Annotated in this window: 15 protein-coding genes, 1 rRNA gene and 2 pseudogenes; 14 read left to right on the plus strand and 4 right to left on the minus strand. The window is 68.5% G+C overall.

The window, feature by feature from the left end; translation table 11 throughout:
- The 3 genes and pseudogenes from rrf to ACAM49_RS31660 all read left to right on the plus strand — a co-directional run.
- Positions 1 to 103: ribosomal RNA gene (gene rrf / locus ACAM49_RS31650) — 5S ribosomal RNA — on the plus strand; the annotation flags it as partial.
- 1,148 nt (positions 104 to 1,251) lie between these two features.
- Positions 1,252 to 1,986: pseudogene (locus ACAM49_RS31655) on the plus strand (hypothetical protein); the annotation flags it as partial.
- A 258-nt stretch (positions 1,987 to 2,244) separates the two neighbouring features.
- The gene (locus ACAM49_RS31660) at positions 2,245 to 3,144 is read left to right on the plus strand and encodes an HAD-IIA family hydrolase (RefSeq protein ID WP_369639229.1); all 900 of its coding nucleotides are present in this window, start codon (positions 2,245 to 2,247) and stop codon (positions 3,142 to 3,144) included.
- A 24-nt stretch (positions 3,145 to 3,168) separates the two neighbouring features.
- On the opposite strand, the gene ACAM49_RS31665 is transcribed toward ACAM49_RS31660, so the two are convergent.
- Positions 3,169 to 3,927 carry a class I SAM-dependent methyltransferase gene (locus tag ACAM49_RS31665; RefSeq protein ID WP_369639230.1) on the minus strand — a complete coding sequence of 253 codons (759 nt, stop codon included), beginning with the start codon at positions 3,925 to 3,927 and terminating at the stop codon, positions 3,169 to 3,171.
- 174 nt (positions 3,928 to 4,101) lie between these two features.
- Between ACAM49_RS31665 and ACAM49_RS31670 the strand changes: the two genes are divergently transcribed.
- From ACAM49_RS31670 to recN, 4 genes are read left to right on the plus strand one after another with little or no spacing between them, the layout of a single operon-like run.
- Entirely contained in the window at positions 4,102 to 4,392 is a 291-nt protein-coding gene (locus tag ACAM49_RS31670) for a hypothetical protein (protein WP_369639231.1), read from the plus strand.
- 1 nt (position 4,393) lies between these two features.
- Entirely contained in the window at positions 4,394 to 5,275 is an 882-nt protein-coding gene (locus ACAM49_RS31675) for a TlyA family RNA methyltransferase (protein ID WP_369639232.1), read from the plus strand.
- Positions 5,272 to 6,237, plus strand: a complete 966-nt coding sequence (locus tag ACAM49_RS31680) for an NAD kinase (protein ID WP_369639233.1) — start codon at positions 5,272 to 5,274, stop codon at positions 6,235 to 6,237. The genes ACAM49_RS31675 and ACAM49_RS31680 overlap by 4 nt, the downstream gene beginning before the upstream one ends.
- Positions 6,215 to 7,996, plus strand: a complete 1,782-nt coding sequence (gene recN / locus ACAM49_RS31685) for a DNA repair protein RecN (RefSeq protein WP_369639234.1) — start codon at positions 6,215 to 6,217, stop codon at positions 7,994 to 7,996. Before ACAM49_RS31680 ends, recN begins: the two co-directional genes overlap by 23 nt.
- On the opposite strand, the gene ACAM49_RS31690 is transcribed toward recN, so the two are convergent.
- On the minus strand, positions 7,997 to 8,653 hold the full coding sequence (locus ACAM49_RS31690; protein ID WP_369639235.1) for a TetR/AcrR family transcriptional regulator: 657 nt from the start codon (positions 8,651 to 8,653) through the stop codon (positions 7,997 to 7,999). It abuts the gene before it with no gap.
- Positions 8,654 to 8,711: 58 nt separating this feature from the next.
- Between ACAM49_RS31690 and ACAM49_RS31695 the strand changes: the two genes are divergently transcribed.
- On the plus strand, positions 8,712 to 9,128 hold the full coding sequence (locus ACAM49_RS31695; protein WP_369639236.1) for an ester cyclase: 417 nt from the start codon (positions 8,712 to 8,714) through the stop codon (positions 9,126 to 9,128).
- A gap of 136 nt (positions 9,129 to 9,264) precedes the next feature.
- Here the strand turns inward: ACAM49_RS31695 and ACAM49_RS31700 are convergent, their stop codons facing one another.
- Positions 9,265 to 9,684, minus strand: a complete 420-nt coding sequence (locus tag ACAM49_RS31700; RefSeq protein ID WP_040805423.1) for an SRPBCC family protein — start codon at positions 9,682 to 9,684, stop codon at positions 9,265 to 9,267.
- A 173-nt stretch (positions 9,685 to 9,857) separates the two neighbouring features.
- Between ACAM49_RS31700 and steA the strand changes: the two genes are divergently transcribed.
- The 6 genes from steA to ACAM49_RS31730 all read left to right on the plus strand — a co-directional run bounded on the left by steA (position 9,858) and on the right by ACAM49_RS31730 (position 16,629).
- Complete coding sequence (gene steA / locus ACAM49_RS31705) at positions 9,858 to 11,069, plus strand: putative cytokinetic ring protein SteA (RefSeq protein ID WP_369639237.1); 1,212 nt, start codon at positions 9,858 to 9,860, stop codon at positions 11,067 to 11,069.
- A 7-nt stretch (positions 11,070 to 11,076) separates the two neighbouring features.
- On the plus strand, positions 11,077 to 11,997 hold the full coding sequence (locus tag ACAM49_RS31710) for a copper transporter (RefSeq protein ID WP_369639238.1): 921 nt from the start codon (positions 11,077 to 11,079) through the stop codon (positions 11,995 to 11,997).
- Positions 11,998 to 12,106: 109 nt separating this feature from the next.
- Entirely contained in the window at positions 12,107 to 13,831 is a 1,725-nt protein-coding gene (locus tag ACAM49_RS31715; protein WP_369639239.1) for a CTP synthase, read from the plus strand.
- Between the two features lie 106 nt (positions 13,832 to 13,937).
- Positions 13,938 to 14,594 carry an NUDIX domain-containing protein gene (locus ACAM49_RS31720; protein ID WP_369639240.1) on the plus strand — a complete coding sequence of 219 codons (657 nt, stop codon included), beginning with the start codon at positions 13,938 to 13,940 and terminating at the stop codon, positions 14,592 to 14,594.
- A 129-nt stretch (positions 14,595 to 14,723) separates the two neighbouring features.
- On the plus strand, positions 14,724 to 15,644 hold the full coding sequence (xerD, locus tag ACAM49_RS31725) for a site-specific tyrosine recombinase XerD (protein ID WP_369639241.1): 921 nt from the start codon (positions 14,724 to 14,726) through the stop codon (positions 15,642 to 15,644).
- Positions 15,645 to 15,744: 100 nt separating this feature from the next.
- Positions 15,745 to 16,629, plus strand: coding sequence for an alpha/beta fold hydrolase (locus ACAM49_RS31730; protein ID WP_369639242.1), 885 nt, complete (start codon positions 15,745 to 15,747; stop codon positions 16,627 to 16,629).
- A gap of 79 nt (positions 16,630 to 16,708) precedes the next feature.
- Here the strand turns inward: ACAM49_RS31730 and engA are convergent.
- Positions 16,709 to 16,878 (minus strand): annotated as a pseudogene (engA, locus tag ACAM49_RS31735) (ribosome-associated GTPase EngA); the annotation flags it as partial.

A 16,878-nucleotide genomic window follows, 5' to 3' on the forward strand; every position in this document is an offset into this window, starting at 1 on the left:
CGGTGGGGAAACGCCCGGTCCCATTCCGAACCCGGAAGCTAAGGCCACCTGCGCCGATGGTACTGCACTCGACAGGGTGTGGGAGAGTAGGACACCGCCGGAACATCATTCCAGAATAGGGGACCCTCACGGGTCCCCTATTCTGCGTTTCAGCGCCCGCGCTGCGTGGACGCTCGAGCACGCGTGATTCAATTTGAGGTGTGCGGGACACTCCCGCGACCCTCACGCGAGCCAGCGCCGCGGCCGGGTACGGCAGGCTTATAACACTAGAGAGGGATCACCGTGGCGGAGCAGAACGACGGCCGCAAACCCTTCCGCCGCAGCGGCGGTGGGACCGGACAGGGCGGCTACGGCCGGCGCGACGACAACGAACGGCGCGACGAGGGCCGGCCCGAACGCCGCGAGGGCGGCTTCAACCGCGGCGGTGGTTTCAACCGCTCCGAAGGCGACCGCGATCGCGGCGGCTACCGGGGCGAAGGCGGCCGCGGCGGCTTCAACCGCGACGGTGGCTCCAACCGCGGTGACCGCGAGGGCGGCTACAACCGTGGCGGCGGTGACCGTCGCGAAGGTGGCTTCAACCGTGGCGGCGGGGACCGTCGCGAGGGCGGCTTCAACCGTGGCGGTGGAGATCGTCGCGAGGGTGGCTTCAATCGCGGTGGCGGGGACCGTCGTGAAGGCGGCTACACCCGTGGTGGTGAGCGCCGTGAGGGTGGCTTCGATCGCGGTGAGCGTCGTGAGGGCGGCTTCAACCGTGGCGGTGGAGATCGTCGCGAGGGTGGTTTCAACCGTGGCGGCAGTGACCGTCGTGAAGGCGGCTACAACCGTGGCGGCAGTGAGCGTCGCGAGGGTGGTTTCAACCGTGGTGGCGGGGACCGTCGTGAAGGCGGGTTCAACCGCGGTGGTGAGCGCCGTGACGGTGGCTTCGATCGCGGTGAGCGTCGTGAAGGTGGATTCAATCGCGGTGGCGGTGACCGTCGCGAGGGTGGCTACAACCGCGGCGAGGGTGGCTTCAACCGGGGTGACCGTGGGGACCGTCGTGAGGGCGGATTCAACCGTGGCGGTGAGAACCGTGGTGGCGGACGGGGCTTCGATCGGGACCGCAGCGACCGCAGCGACCGCGGTGATCGCGACGATCGGAAGAGCTTCGCGCGCAAGGACTTTGGTGATGAGCGTCGTGAGAAGCCGCGCGAGGACAAGGATTTCGACCGGAACGGGTCGGGTGAGCGGTCGTTCGATCGTGGTCAGGACCGGCGCCGGGGTGGCGAGGGCGCGCGGGTCGGCGGCGGGCAGGGCGGGGAGCGGCGTTCGGGTCGCCCCGATGAGCCGAACCTGCCGGACGATGTGCAGGCCTCGGATCTCGAAGGCGCGGTGCGCCGCGATCTGCTGAGCCTGGACAAGAGCAATGCCGAGGCGGTGGCGCGACACCTGGTGATGGTGGCGCAGCTGCTGGACGAGGATCCGGAACTGGCGCTGGCGCACGCCCGGGCGGCGCGGCAGCGGGCCGGTCGCATCGCGGTGGTGCGTGAGACCGCCGGTGTCGCGGCCTATCACGCGGGCGAGTGGGCCGAGGCCCTCTCGGAGCTGCGCACCGCGCGCCGGATGTCCGGTGGTTCGGGTCTGCTGGCCGTGATGGCGGACTGCGAGCGCGGTCTGGGCCGTCCGGAGCGGGCCATCGAGCTGGGTCGCAGTGACGAGGCCCGGGCCCTGCAGGGCGACGAGGCCACCGAGCTGCGCATCGTGGTCGCCGGCGCGCGCATGGATCTGGGCCAGTTCGATCAGGCCGTGGTGACCCTGCAGACCGCCGAACTCGACCCGGCCCGTACCGGTTCGGCCGCGGCGCGCCTGTTCTACGCCTACGCCGAGGCCCTGCTGGCCGCGGGTCGCGAGGACGAGGCGCTGACCTGGTTCATGAACTCCGCCTCCGCGGACCTCGACGGCGAGACCGACGCCGAGGAGCGGGCCGCCGAACTCTCCGGTGACGGTGAGGGCGTGGACTGGACCGCCGCGTTCGACGAGGACGACACGGAAAATTCCGACGACACGGATGAATCGGACGTGGCTGGCGGGGCCGCGGACGCGAAGGCCGCGGACGAGGATGGCGAGGATTCGGTCCAGGCCGAGCCCTCCGCCAAGTCCGGGGAAACCGAGAACTGAGGACCGGCAAGTGATTCCGACCGTGTGGCCGTGCGAGAGCGCGGCCGCACGGTCGTTCTTGTTTCTGCGCACAGTGAGAGGGACGGCGTAATGCGACTGCGGGACCGCTTCGAGGCCTTGCTATTGGATCTGGATGGGACGCTCTTCCGCGGCCATGAGCGGATTCCCGGTGCGCCGGAGGCGCTTTCGGCCGGTGAGCCGGGTCAGCGGCTGATGTACGTCACCAATAACGCGAGTCGTTCGGCCGACGCCGTGGCGCTGCATCTGCGTGAATTGGGTTTCGACGCCCACGAGGACGAGGTGGTGACCAGTGCGCAGGCGGCCGCGAGGCTGCTGGCGCAGCGGGTCGCGCCCGGTTCGACCGTGCTCGTCGTCGGCACCGACGATCTGATGTCCGAGGTGGAGAACGTGGGGCTGCAGGCGGTCCGCCGCTTCGACGGCGTACAGCCCAGTGCCGTGGTGCAGGGCCACAATCCGCAGACCGCGTGGCCGGATCTGGCCGAGGCGGCCTACGCGCTGCGTTCCGGCGCGCTCTGGGTGGCCGCCAATACCGATGCCACCCTCCCCACCGAACGCGGCCTGGCCCCGGGTAACGGTTCCATGGTCGCGGCGCTGCGCCACGCGTCTGGCATCGAGCCGATCGTGGCGGGCAAGCCGTTCGCGCCGCTCATGGAGGACGCGCTCGAGCGTGCGGGCAGCCGCAAGGCGCTGGTGGTCGGCGACCGCCTCGATACCGATATCGACGGCGCGGCGGCCACGGGCCTGGAGTCGCTCATGGTCCTCACCGGTGTGAGCACCCTCGAGGATCTGCGCACCCAGCCCGCCGACCGCCTGCCCACCTACGTCGCGGAATCCCTCGAGGCCCTGAACCATCCGGTCGCCGACCTGGACCCGGTCGTCCCGGGCGACGGCGATATCGCCGACACGATCGCGGCCCGTTTGCGAGAGGCTCCGGGCCGCGCGATCGCCGTCGGCTCGGCTCCGGCGTAGCGACCGGAACTGAAGTGTGAAGTCTCACACAGGTTTCCGCGCCTCTACCAACGTGCGGGCGGAGTAGGCGACGAAGGGACCGTCGCTGCGGATCTGCCGGTGCAGGTCATACAGGCGGTCCCGGTATTCCTCGACGGTGAAGCCCGGGACCATCCAGATGACCTTGCGCAGGAAGTACACGACCGCCCCGATGTCGTTGAACTCCACGCGAAGCCGCTCCGGCCGGGATTGCACGATCTCCAGTCCCGCCGCCCGCGCCGCCTCGGCCTCGGCATCCGGATCGCGGGCCAGGCGGGCTTCGGGCTGCGGGCCCAGGAAGTACTCGACGAGCTCGAACACGCTCGCCGGACCCACATGCTGGGCGAAGTAGACGCCGCCGGGTTCGAGCACCCGCGCGATCTCGCTCCACCACACCGTCGCCGGGTGCCGACTGGTCACGAGATCGAAGGCCGCGTCCGCGAACGGCAGCGGCGGCTCGTCCGGATCGGCGACCACGACGACCCCGCGCGGATGCAGCAGCCGGGTGGCCTTGCCCAGATTCGGCGGCCAGGATTCGGTGGCGACCATGGTCGGCGGGAACACCTCGGCCTCGGCCAGCACCTCACCGCCGCCGGTCTGGATATCGAGCGCGGCGCGGGCAGTGGCGAGCCGCCGGGCCTGCTGTTTCTGATAGCCCCAGGACGGCCGTTGTTCGCTGGCGCGCCCGTCGAGCCAGGAGAAGTCCCAGCCGTCGACGGATACGGAATTCGCCTCGGCGATCAGTTCCTCGAAGTCGCTGTCCATTTGCCCAATCCTGTCAGCCACCCGCAAGCGTTTTTTGCGCCACGCTCGAGAGCCTTTCGATGCGGCGCGAGAGAGGCCTTTCCGCGAGACAGGCGTGCGGCCGGTCGGCGGCGGGATCGGGATGCGGCGGGGTACGTGTGTTCGAATACGAGTTCGGGTAGCGTTGTCGCCACGATGACTACGCCGACGCCTCATTCACCGATTCCCGCACCGGGACCCCGTCCGGGGATGCCGCTGCCCGGGCAGCATCTGGCGGGCACGAATCAGGATTTCGCGGACCCTGAGCGGGTCAAGGCGGATGTCGATGCGCTGCTGGCCGAATTGTCGGCGGGCGCACCGAATCCGGGTTTCCCGGGCGCGCCCAGTGTGCACTCCGAGGGCACCGATATCGTGCGCCGCGCCAAGATTCTCGAGCAGGCGCACGAGGTGCTGGTGCAGGCCCTGGCCACGGTGGACAAGATCTGAGGTGGCCAGGCGCGCGCGGGTGGACGCGGAACTGGTTCGCCGCGGATTGGCGCGGTCGCGGGAACACGCGTCCGAGCTGATCAACGCGGGCCGCGTCCTGATCAATGGGTCGGTCGCCACCAAACCGGCGACCGGAGTCGAGGCGGGCACGCCGCTGCTGGTGCGGGAGGAACCCGACGAGGTGCAGTGGGCCTCGCGCGGCGCGCACAAGCTGCTCGGCGCGCTGGAGGCGTTCGAGCCGCAGGGCGTGTCGGTCGAGGGCAAACGGTGCCTGGACGCCGGTGCGTCGACCGGCGGATTCACCGATGTGCTGCTCTCCCGGGGAGCCAAGGAGGTCGTGGCCGCCGATGTCGGCTACGGCCAGCTCATCTGGCGGCTGCAGAACGATGATCGCGTCCAGGTGCACGACCGCACCAATGTGCGGGCGCTGACACCCGAACTCATCGGCGGCACAGTCGATCTGGTCGTCACCGACCTGTCGTTCATCTCCCTGGCCCTGGTGCTGCCCGCACTGGCCGCCTGCGCCGCGCCCGGCGCGGATCTGCTGCCGATGGTGAAGCCGCAGTTCGAGGTCGGCAAGGAACGCGTGGGAGCCGGTGGCGTGGTGCGGGATCCGGCGCTGCGGGCCGAGGTGGTCGGCGAAGTCGCTGCCGCGGCAGCGAAACTCGGTCTGCGCACGCGCGGTGTGGTTGCGAGCCCGCTGCCGGGGCCGTCGGGCAATGTCGAGTATTTCTTGTGGCTCCGTAAAGAGTCCGGCACACCGGAGGAAACCGGCGCAGCGACCGCTGACGCCGCACTAGTCGGTGCCGACGCCTACGATACGGACGAGGCGGCGCGTGTTGCGGCGCTGATCGATCGTGCGGTGCAGGAGGGTCCACAGTGAACGCGGCTAGCCCGGCCAGAGAAGTGCTGCTGGTCGCGCATCCGGGACGGTTGGAGATCACCGATACCGCGCATCGGGTCGCGAAGATCCTGTGCGGTGCGGGGATCGGGCTGCGCGTGCTCGAGGACGAGGCCTACAGCACCCGCTTCGATGTGGACGATCAGGGCGCGGCCGACGGGTATCCGGCGCGCGTCATGGCGCACAATCCCGACGCGGCGGTGGGCACCGAGATGGTGCTCGCGCTCGGCGGGGACGGCACCTTCCTGCGCGCGGCCGAACTGGCCCGCAGCGCCGGAGTGCCGGTGCTGGGAATCAATATGGGCCGGATCGGTTTTCTCACCGAGGCCGAGGCCGAGAATCTCGACGAGGCGCTGTCCCAGGTGGTGCAGCGCGACTACACCGTCGAGGAGCGGATGACCATCGATGTCACCGTGCGCGTCGACGATGTGGTGACCGAGCGCGGCTGGGCGCTGAACGAGGCCAGCATCGAAAACGCCGCGCGCATGGGCGTTCTCGAGGTGGTGCTGGAGGTGGACGGCCGCCCGGTGTCGGCGTTCGGCTGCGACGGCGTGCTCGTCGCCACCCCCACCGGGTCCACGGCCTACGCCTTCTCGGCGGGCGGGCCGGTGGTGTGGCCGGAACTCGAAGCGCTGCTGGTGATTCCGTCCAATGCCCACGCCCTGTTCGCGCGACCCCTGGTGACCAGCCCGGATTCGCTGATCGCGGTGGAAACCGTTGCGACGGGCCATGATGCGATAGTTTTCCTCGACGGCCGACGCACCCTCGCACTGCCGCGGGGCGGCCGGGTCGAAACGGTCCGCGGGACCGAACCGGTGCGGTGGGTTCGGCTCGATTCCGCGCCGTTCGCCGATCGGATGGTGCGCAAATTCCAGTTGCCCGTGACAGGCTGGCGAGGCCGACGGCGAACGGAGAGCACGAGTGCTGACAGAGATCAGGATTGACGGCCTTGGCGTAATTTCCACCGCCACCGCGCAATTCCATGAAGGTTTGACTGTTTTGACCGGTGAGACCGGTGCGGGCAAGACCATGGTGGTCACCAGCCTGCATTTGCTCAGTGGCGCGCGTGCCGACGCCGGGCGGGTGCGACTGGGGGCCTCGCGAGCCGTGGTGGAGGGCCGCTTCACCGTGGACGAGGTGCATGACGGTGCCATCGGCGAGGTCGAAGAGGTGCTGGAATCCTCGGGGGCCGAACGCGATGACGACGGCAGCATCATCGCCGTGCGGACCGTCGGCAGCGATGGCCGCTCCCGGGCGCATCTGGGCGGGCGCAGTGTGCCGGCCTCGGTGCTGTCGGATTTCACGACACCGCTGCTCACAGTGCACGGACAGAACGACCAGTTGCGTCTGCAGCGGCCGGATCAGCAGCTGCACGCGCTGGACCAGTTCGCCGCCGACACCGTGGCCCCGCTGCTGGCCAAGTACCAGAAGGCGCGAAAGGCCTGGCTGGACAAGCGCAATCAGCTGCTGGAGCGGACCGCGCGCAGCCGCGAACTGGCGCTGGAAGCCGATCATCTGACCCAGTCGCTGGCCGAAATCGACGCCATCGCACCGGAACCCGGTGAGGATGAGCACCTCGTGGCCGAGGTGCGCCGGTTGTCGGATCTCGATTCCCTGCGCGAGGCCGCCTCGACCGCGCACGACGCGCTGGCCGGGCCCGCGGACTCGCCGGGCGAGGACGCCGGGGCGCTGGATCTGCTCGGCACCGCCCGGGCCCGCATCGAAGCCTCCGACGATCCGAAGCTCTCGGAGCTGGGTCCCCGCCTGGGCGAGGCGATCTCGGTGATCGTGGATCTGGCCACCGAACTCAGCTCGTACCTGTCGGATCTGCCGTCCGATCCGGGCGCGCTGGAATCCATGCTCACCCGGCAGGCCGAGCTGAAGACCCTGACCCGCAAGTACGCGCCGAATATCGACGGCGTCATCAAGTGGGCCGACGAGGCGCGCATCCGGCTCGATTCGCTCGATGTCTCCGAGGAGGCCCTGGCCGCCCTCGCCGCCGAGGTCGAGACCGCCGCGGAGAAGGTCCGCGAGACCGCGCGCAAATTGACCGCCGCGCGCAGCAAGGCCGCGGGCAAACTGGCCGCCGCCGTCAGCGCCGAACTGGCCGGTCTGGCCATGGGCCGGGCGCGGCTCGAGGTCGGCGTCGGTCCCGTCCTTGCGGGCGTGCAGGATTCGGCCCCGCTGGTCATCGACGGCCAGGAACTGCATGCCGGTTCCACCGGTGTCGACGAGGTGGAATTCCGCCTGGCCGCGCACTCCGGCGCGCACCCGCTGCCGTTGAGCAAGAGCGCCTCCGGCGGTGAGCTCTCCCGCATCATGCTCGCCCTCGAGGTGGTGCTGGCCAGCTCGGAACACGGCACCACCATGGTCTTCGACGAGGTCGACGCCGGTGTCGGTGGTCGCGCCGCGGTCGAGATCGGCCGCCGCCTGGCCCGATTGGCCCGCACCCACCAGGTCATCGTGGTCACCCACCTGCCGCAGGTGGCCGCCTTCGCCGACACCCACCTGGTGGTGGACAAGCTCGATGACGGCAAGGCCGTCAAATCCGGTGTGAAGGCTCTGACCCAGGACGAACGCGTCGTCGAACTCGCCCGCATGCTGGCGGGCATGGGCGACACCGAAACCGGCCGCGCCCACGCCTGGGAGCTGCTGACCACCGCCGACGCCGAAAAGGTCGGTGCCGCCGTCTCGGGCGAATGATCAATCCGATTGCGGGGCTTCGGCTTCGGCCAGTGCCGCGCGGATCAGGGCGCGGGCGGACCAGGACATCAGGTCGGTGGCCGCTTCGGGGGTGAGGCCGAGGATGTCCTGGGTGCTGACCAGCGCCTCGATGCCGTAGACCAGCGAGACCGCGTTGACGAGGCGGTCCAGTTGCTCCGGCGGCAGGCGATCGGCCAAGGGCTCCAGGGCGGTTCGGGCCATCTGCAGCCGGGTGGTGCCGCGATTGGGGACGCGGTCGGCCTCGGGCAGATCCGCCTGTTCGATCCAGCGGTCCTGGATCGAGCGCAGCACCGTGCGCCAGAGCAGTTGATCGGCGAACTGCATGGCGGCCGCCGAGCGGACGACCGTGTCGATGCGCTCCTCCGCGTCACCGGTGAGGCCCTCGAGCACGCCCACGAAATCGCGGCGCAGGGATTCCTCGCGGGAGGAGATCTCGTTCCAGAGCGACTGTGGATTGGGGAAGTAGCGGTAGGCGGTCGCGGGGGAGACGCGGGCCGCCTCGGCGACCTCCGGAATCGAGGGGGAGCGGCCGTCCTTGGCGAGCGTGATCGCGGCTTCGAGCAACGCCTCACGGGTGCGCATCTTCTGGTTCTGCCGACCGCTCGTGAGAAATTTCTCTTGACGTGAGACGCTCATCTCACGAAGATAGCAGAGTCTCATAAAACTGGGCGTCACTGATCAGGGAGGACATGTGATGACACCGGAGGAAATGAATGCCATCTACACCCGCCACGCGGCGGCGGAGGCGAACAAGGACGTGGCGGGGATCCTGGCGACGCTCAGCGATGACGTCGAACACGAAGTGGTGGGGGATCCGCGCGGGATCCTGCGCGACCACGCGGCCATCGGGGCGCGGTATCAGGAGCTGGTCGAATCCATCGACGAGGACAAGTTCGAGACCGTGCACCGGTACTACGGCGAGAACTTCATGGTGGACGAATCCCATTGGTACGGGCGGGTGCCCGGGAACTTCATGGGGATTCCGGGCAACAACCGGCCGGTCAACTTCCGGATCCTGCACGTCTGCGAATTTCGGGACGGGAAGATGACGCGCGAGAACGTGTGGCTCGACGTGGCGGCCGTCATGCAGCAGCTGGCGCCCCAGCACTGAATCGCCAACCGGCCAGCACTGAATCGACAACCGGCCGGGCCTCACCGACAAACGGCCGGGCCCCACGGGGCTCCGGCCGGAAGTCTTCACCGCCGCGCCGGTTTCGAGGGGTGCGCGGCGGTTTTCTGGAGAACGCTTACTTGATGGCCTTGCGGACCGCGCCGATCAGCTGGTTGATCAGGGCGCGCAGGCCGGGCTCGAGGATCGAGTCGGGCACCGGCAGGCTGGGCTCGGACTCCATGGTGTACACCACGCGGGTGCCGCCCGGCGCGTCGGAGAAGCTGATGGTGCCGACGTGGCGCTTGACCGGCGCACCGGCGATGACGCGGTAGACCATGCGCTCGTTGGGCACCAGCTCGGTGGTCTCCTCGGTCGGGCCGACCGGGCCGAGGCCGAGGTGGTACTGGGCGCCGACGCCGTTGGGCGCGCCGATACCCGGCTTCTTCAGCGAAACCTTGATGGGCACAAAGGGATTGATGCTGTCACGCTCGGTGAAGAGCTTGTAGACGGTCTCGCGCGGGGCGGGAAGGACGGTGTCGACGGTGGTGCTGGCCATGACGGCATTGTCTCCTTTCGTGCCGGTGTCCGGAGCATATCCTTACCGGCGGGTAAGAAGATAGCGCGAAGGGGACATCCCGGTGGGAGTGGATGACGTCACTGTGACCAATGGTGACGTTGACCGGCGCGCCTCCACCATAGGTTGAGACTTTAGGGTCATCATCGGTCGTTATGAAGATGATGGCCCTGCTTTCGCGCAATACCGAAACGTTGCCTGGTCTGACCGGTTTGGCCCGGGTGGATCGCAACACGAGGCGGTTGCTGCAGCGCGTGGGGCCCGGGGACGTGGTGGTCCTCGACGAGATGGACCTCGACCGACTGACCGCCGACCGACTGGTCGAGGCGCAGGTGGCGGTGGTGATCAACGCGTCGCCGTCGATCTCCGGCCGGTATCCGAATCTCGGTCCGGAAGTGCTGGTGGCCAATGGCATTCAGCTGATGGACGCGGTCAGCTCCGATGTCTTCAAGAAAATCAAGGACGGCACCAAGGTGCGCGTCGAGGGCGGTGTCGTCTACGCGGACAAGCTCTCCAAGAAGGAGCCCGAGGCGCTCGTCGAGGGCATCGAGCTCACCGAGGCCACCATCGCCGAGCGCATGATCGAGGCGCGCAACGGTCTGGCCGATCATCTGGAAGCCTTCTCCGGCAACACCATCGAGTTCATTCGCACCGAATCCTCGCTGCTCATCGATGGAATCGGGGTGCCGGAGGTCGAAATCGACATGAAGCGGCGGCATGTCGTCGTCGTGGCCGACGGACCCGAGCACATCGAGGACCTCAAGCGCATCAAGCCGTTCATCAAGGAGTACGCGCCGATCCTGATCGGCGTCGGCCGCGGCGCGGATACCTTGACCCGCAACGGCTATCGCCCCGATCTCATCGTGGGCGATCCGGAGGAGATCACCGCCACCACGCTCAAGTGCGGCGCGGAGGTCATCCTGCCGGCCGATACCGACGGCCACGCCAAGGGTTTGGAGCGCATTCAGGATCTGGGCATCGGCGCGACCACCTTCCCGTCGTCGGGCGCGCCCGCGGATCTGGCGCTGCTGCTGGCCGATCACCACGGCGCCTCGCTGATCGTGACGGTCGGGGCGGCGGCGTCGCTGGACGACTTCTTCGACCGCGGTCGCCGGGATTCGAATCCGGCAACCTTCCTGACACGCCTCAAAATGGGCACCAAGCTCATGGATGCGAAAGCCGTTGCGTCGCTGTACCGTCACCGGGGTTCCGGATGGGCGGTCGCGCTGGTGGTGCTGGCCGCGCTGGTGGCCCTGATCGTCGCGATTCTGGCCACCCACATGGGTGGTGAGGCGCTGACCTGGGCGACCGACACCTGGCATCGCGGATCCGATTGGGTAGAGCGGCTATTGGACCGTCGGAAATAGGGGAGCGATGATTTCCTTTCGCCACCACGCGATTTCGATCGCCGCGGTTTTCCTGGCCCTGGCGGTCGGCGTGGTGCTGGGCACCCGCACGCAAGGCAACGGGTTGTTTCCCGGCTCGGGCGATCGGCAGCAGGTCGAGGATCTGCGGGCCGAGAACGGGCGGCTGAACGAACAGGTGAAGGCGGCCGACGCCTTCCTGTCGGGCGCCGCTGGCAAACTTCTGGCAGGCAGTCTGGCCAACCGGTCGGTTCTCGTCTTCACCACGCCCGACGCCGACAGCGGCGACGCGGACGCGGTCACCGCCGCGCTCACCACCGCCGGGGCCACGGTCACCGGGCGGGTCGGGCTCACCGGTGCGTTCACCGACTCCTCCGAGGGCGACCGCATGCGCACCGCGCTGGTGAACGTCGTCCCCGCCGGAGCGCAGCTCAAGATCGACGCGGTCGATCAGGGCAGCCTCGCGGGCGATCTGCTCGGCCAGGTGCTGCTCGCCGATCCGGCCGGCGGCCAGCCGCGCGGCACCGCGCAGGAACGCGGGCTCGCGCTGGAGACGCTGCGCGGCGGCGGCTTCCTGACCTTCACCGAGGTCCAGCCCGCGCAACTGGCCGTGGTGGTCACCGGTGACGGCGCGCGGGCCGGGGAGAACAATCGCGGCACCATCATCGCCCGGTTCGCCGGGGGACTGCGCTCGCACAGCGCGGGTGTGGTGCTGGCGGGTCGCTACGGGGCCGCGGACGGTCCGGGCGCGATCGCCGTCGCGCGGTCGGAGGGCGGGCTGGCCACGGTCACCACCGTGGACAACGCGGACCGGGAGATCGGCCGGATCACCACCGTGCTCGGGCTCACCGAACAGCTGAACGGCGGAACCGGTCGGTACGGCACGGGGGCGAAGGCGACCTCGCTCACAATCGTCGCTTTGCCCCGCTGACCGCGACACGGCAAAACCTGCCCGCGACACGCGGAATCGAGCGATTCGCGGGCAACCGGTGTGCGTGGCATTCGAACAGCCTCCGCAATCCGTGTTACCGTGAAGTCCCGTGGGTAATTCACGGATTCCGGCGCGCGCGGCCACGAAACACATCTTCGTCAGCGGCGGTGTCGCCTCTTCACTCGGCAAGGGCCTGACCGCCTCCAGCCTCGGTCAGCTGCTCACCTCGCGCGGTCTGCGCGTCACGATGCAGAAGCTGGATCCGTACCTGAACGTCGATCCCGGCACCATGAACCCCTTCCAGCACGGTGAGGTGTTCGTGACCGAGGACGGCGCGGAGACGGACCTCGATGTCGGTCACTACGAGCGCTTCCTGGATCGCGATCTATCCGGGGACGCCAATGTCACCACCGGCCAGGTGTACTCGAAGGTGATCGCCAAGGAGCGCCGCGGCGAGTACCTCGGCGATACCGTGCAGGTGATCCCGCACATCACCGATGAGATCAAGTACCGCATTCTCGCGATGTCGGGGCCGGACCTGCACGGTCAGACCCCGGATGTGGTGATCACCGAAATCGGTGGCACCGTGGGCGATATCGAATCGCAGCCGTTCCTCGAGGCGGCGCGCCAGATTCGCCACGAGGTGGGGCGCGACAACTGCTTCTTCCTGCACGTCACGCTGGTGCCCTACCTGGGCCCCTCGGGCGAGCTCAAGACCAAGCCGACCCAGCACTCGGTGGCAGCGCTGCGCAATATCGGCATCCAGCCCGACGCGCTGATCCTGCGCTGCGATCGGGATGTGCCGCAGGCGCTCAAGAACAAGATCGCGCTGATGTGCGACGTCGATGTGGACGCCTGCATCTCGACGCCGGACGCGCCGTCGATCTACGACATTCCGAAGGTGCTGCACCGGGAGGGCTTGGACGCCTACGTCGTTCGCCGCCTGGGCCTGCCCTTCCGGGACGTGGACTGGACGGTCTGGGGCGATCTGCTGGATCGCGTGCACAACCCGCGCGAAGAGGTCACCGTCGCGCTGGTCGGCAAGTACGTGGACCTGCCCGACGCCTACCTGTCGGTCACCGAGGCGCTGCGCGCGGGCGGATTCGCCTCGCGGGCCAAGGTGAACATCCGCTGGGTGCAGTCGGACGAGTGCGAGACCGAGGCGGGTGCGCGTTCGCACCTGGCCGACGTCGACGCGATTCTCATCCCCGGCGGCTTCGGCATTCGCGGCATCGAGGGCAAGGTGGGTGCGATCCGCTACGCCCGCGAGCACAAGATTCCGCTGCTGGGCCTGTGCCTGGGTCTGCAGTGCGTGGTCATCGAGGCGGCGCGCTCGGTCGGCCTGAAGGACGCCAACTCGGCGGAGTTCGAGCCCGACACCAAGTACCCGGTCATCTCCACCATGGCCGATCAGGAGCAGATCGTGGCCGGTGAGGCCGATCTCGGCGGCACCATGCGCCTCGGCGCGTACCCGGCTGTGCTGGAGAAGGATTCGCTGGTGGCCGCCGCCTACGGCGCGACCGAGGTCTCCGAGCGGCACCGCCACCGCTACGAGGTCAACAACACCTACCGGGACAAGATCGCCAAGAGCGGGCTGAAGTTCTCCGGCACCTCGCCGAACGGCCACCTGGTCGAATTCGTCGAGTACCCGAAGGACAAGCACCCGTTCCTGGTCGCCACCCAGGCGCACCCGGAGCTCAAGTCCCGGCCGACCCGCCCGCACCCGCTGTTCGCGGCGCTCATCTCGGCGGCACTGGAATACAAGGCCGCTGAACGCCTCCCGGTGGAGATCCCCAACGAGATCCCCGCCGAGGCCGAGAAGGTCTCCAAGTAACACCGCGCTGATCCACCCACACCGCCCGGGCACTCACCGAGTGCCCGGGCGGTTTCGCATGTGGGGTTGGGAAAGGGGTAGGTGGCGTTCGCGATACGGTTCTGGGGTGACGTCTTCCGATTCGGCTCCCGGCACCCACGATTTCGATGTCCTGTCCAGTCGCACCGTGTACTCGGGCGCGATTCTGGCGCTGCGGCTGGACCAGGTGGTCATGCCAGGTGGCAAGGTGGCCGAGCGCGAGGTGATCGAGCATCATGCGGCGGTCGCGGTGGCGGCGCTGGACGAGGACGACAATCTGGTGCTGATCAACCAGTATCGGCATCCGATCGGGCGGCGGCTGCTGGAACTGCCGGCCGGACTGCTGGACAAGCAGGGGGAGGATCCGCTGGAGGCGGCCAAGCGGGAGCTGGCCGAGGAGACGGGGCTGGCGGCGCGGGAGTGGGCGGTGCTGGTCGATGTGGCGTTGTCGCCCGGGTTCACCGATGAGGCGCTGCGGGTGTACCTGGCGACCGGGCTGTACGAAACCGACCGTCCGGACCCGGAATTGGAAGAGGCGGATATCCAGCTCCTGCGGATGCCGTTGCGGGAGGCGGTGCAAGCCGCGCTCGCCGGTGAAATCACCAATGCCACAGCCGTCGCCGGGGTGACGGCGCTGATGACGGCCCGCTCGTCGGGCGCGACGCTCCGGCCCGCCGACGCGCCCTGGCCGGGTATGCCCACCGCCTTCCTCGACCGTAAGGCGCAGGGTTCCAGCGACAGCTAGCCCGAATCGTCGAGTGGTGCACCAATCATCGAGTGGCACACGGGTGAGGGGATTTGCCCGAATTCGCCGCGCTGGTGTGCCACTCGGCGGTTGCGGGGAATTGTCGGTGGTGGCTGGCAGTATGACGGGGTGCTGACGCGGCAGATCGACGCCTACCTCGACCATTTGGCGGTCGAGCGCGGTGCCGCGCGCAACACGCTGAGTGCGTATCGGCGGGATTTGGGGCGGTATCAGCACTTCTTGAGCGCGCGCGGAGTGGAATCGCTTGCGCGGGTGGTGGAAACCGATATCGCCGATTACATGGTGTCGCTGCGGTCGGGGGATGATGAGCATCCGGCGCTGGCGGCGTCCTCGGCGTCGCGGGCACTGGTGGCGGTGCGGGGGCTGCATCGGTTCGCCACCGCCGAAGGGATCACCGACGCGGATGTCGCGCATCCGGTGAAGCCGCCCACCCCGGCGCGACGACTGCCGAAGGCCCTTCCCTACGACCAGATTTCGCGACTGCTCGACGCAGCCGGGGGAGACGTCGCCGACGGCCCACGCGGGCTGCGGGATCGGGCGCTACTGGAACTGCTGTATTCAACCGGCGCCCGCATCTCGGAGATGGTCGGGCTGGACGTGGACGACATCGACACCGCCGAGCGCGCGGTCGTGTTGCGCGGCAAGGGCGGTAAACAGCGCATGGTCCCGATCGGCCGCCCCGCGCTGGCGGCCCTGGACAACTACCTGGTCCGCGGCCGCCCCGCCCTCTCGGCCCGCGGCAAAGGCAACAGCGCCCTGTTCCTCAACCACCGCGGCGGCCGCCTCTCCCGCCAATCCGCCTGGCAGGTCCTGCAATCCGCCGCCGAGCGTGCCGGGATCGCCGCCCAGGTGTCACCTCACACCCTGCGCCACTCCTTCGCCACCCACCTATTGGACGGTGGGGCCGACGTTCGAGTCGTGCAGGAACTCCTCGGCCACGCCTCGGTCACCACCACCCAGATCTACACCTTGGTCACGGTCGGGACGCTGCACGAGGTCTGGGCGACCGCGCATCCCCGGGCGCGCTGAGGGATTCGCGGGGTCGCGGTCGCGCCGCCGAGGTCCTATTTACATCGATTGTGCAATTTGCTTAGCGTGAGCGGGAGACCCTGAAACGTCGGGAGGGCAGATGGCACTGACATCGCGAGTCGCGGACTGGCAGCGGTTGGGGACGGTCGAGCGCGTCGGCGGACACGACATCTTCGTCCGCGAGCGGCCGGGCGACGCCGGACTGCCGCCGCTGCTGTTGCTCCACGGCTATCCCTCGAGCTCCTACGACTGGCGCGACGCCTTCGACCTCATCGCGGGCCACCGTCTGCTCACCTTCGACTTCCTCGGGTTCGGGTTATCGGACAAGCCCCGGGACCAGCAGTACTCCTTGCGGATTCAAGCCGATATCGCTGAGGAGCTCGCACGCCGATTCGCGGGGGAGCCGATCGTCATGGTGGCCCACGACATGGGCAGTTCGGTCGCAACCGAACTCCTGGCCCGCGACCTCGACGGAACCCTGTCCTTCGCCCCGAAGTCCGCCCTGCTGTTCAACGCCAGCATGGTCCGCGAACAGGCCAGTCTCCTACTCGGACAAAAACTCCAACTGAGCCGCATCGGCCCGCTGTTCGCCCGCCTAACCACCGAATCGGCCTTCCGCCACTCCTTCGCCAGTATCTACTCCCCGGCCCACCCGCTCACCCCGGCGGAAGCCGAGGACCAATGGTCACTGCTGAAGCACAACGGCGGCCACCGCATGCTCGACAAGCTCATCTACTACAACCAAGAACGCGTCACGCCTCCGACTTCCGCCCGCTGGCACAACGCATTACGCGCCTGGCCCGGCCAACTCGAACTGGCCTGGGCCGAACTCGACCCCATCTGCACCGAATCCGTCCTCCAGGCCGTCCTGGCCCTGCGCCCCGACACCCCGGTGACCCGCCTCCCGGGCTTGGGGCACTATCCCCAGGTCGAGGACCCCAAGCGCGCCTACGAGATCATCCAGCGCCACGCATCGAATCACTGATCTGCCCGAGGACCGGAGCCGGGACGAGAACGCCCGGGTGACCGTATGGTCACCCGGGCGTTGTCCCGTGGGGTCGCGGTTACTTCTTCTTCTCGCGCTTTTCGCGGACTCGGACGTTCACTCGGACGGGGGAGCCGTCGAAGTTGAATTCCTCGCGGAGCTTTCGTTCGATGAAGCGGCGGTAGCCGGCCTCGAGGAAGCCCGTGGTGAAGAGGACGAACGTCGGGGGGCGGGTGGAGGCCTGGGTGG

It is taken from the genome of Nocardia sp. JMUB6875, from assembly GCF_041154655.1.
Classification (GTDB): Bacteria; Actinomycetota; Actinomycetes; order Mycobacteriales; family Mycobacteriaceae; genus Nocardia.

Excerpts from the sequence above, each read along its gene's own strand:
- ACAM49_RS31665 (WP_369639230.1), bottom strand. The coding sequence starts at position 3,927 with ATGGACAGCGACTTCGAGGAACTGATCGCCGAGGCGAATTCCGTATCC.
- steA (WP_369639237.1), top strand. The coding sequence starts at position 9,858 with ATGAAGATGATGGCCCTGCTTTCGCGCAATACCGAAACGTTGCCTGGT.
- ACAM49_RS31670 (WP_369639231.1), top strand. The coding sequence starts at position 4,102 with ATGACTACGCCGACGCCTCATTCACCGATTCCCGCACCGGGACCCCGT.
- ACAM49_RS31660 (WP_369639229.1), top strand. The coding sequence starts at position 2,245 with ATGCGACTGCGGGACCGCTTCGAGGCCTTGCTATTGGATCTGGATGGG.
- ACAM49_RS31695 (WP_369639236.1), top strand. The coding sequence starts at position 8,712 with ATGACACCGGAGGAAATGAATGCCATCTACACCCGCCACGCGGCGGCG.
- ACAM49_RS31690 (WP_369639235.1), bottom strand. The coding sequence starts at position 8,653 with ATGAGCGTCTCACGTCAAGAGAAATTTCTCACGAGCGGTCGGCAGAAC.
- ACAM49_RS31710 (WP_369639238.1), top strand. The coding sequence starts at position 11,077 with ATGATTTCCTTTCGCCACCACGCGATTTCGATCGCCGCGGTTTTCCTG.
- ACAM49_RS31700 (WP_040805423.1), bottom strand. The coding sequence starts at position 9,684 with ATGGCCAGCACCACCGTCGACACCGTCCTTCCCGCCCCGCGCGAGACC.
- ACAM49_RS31730 (WP_369639242.1), top strand. The coding sequence starts at position 15,745 with ATGGCACTGACATCGCGAGTCGCGGACTGGCAGCGGTTGGGGACGGTC.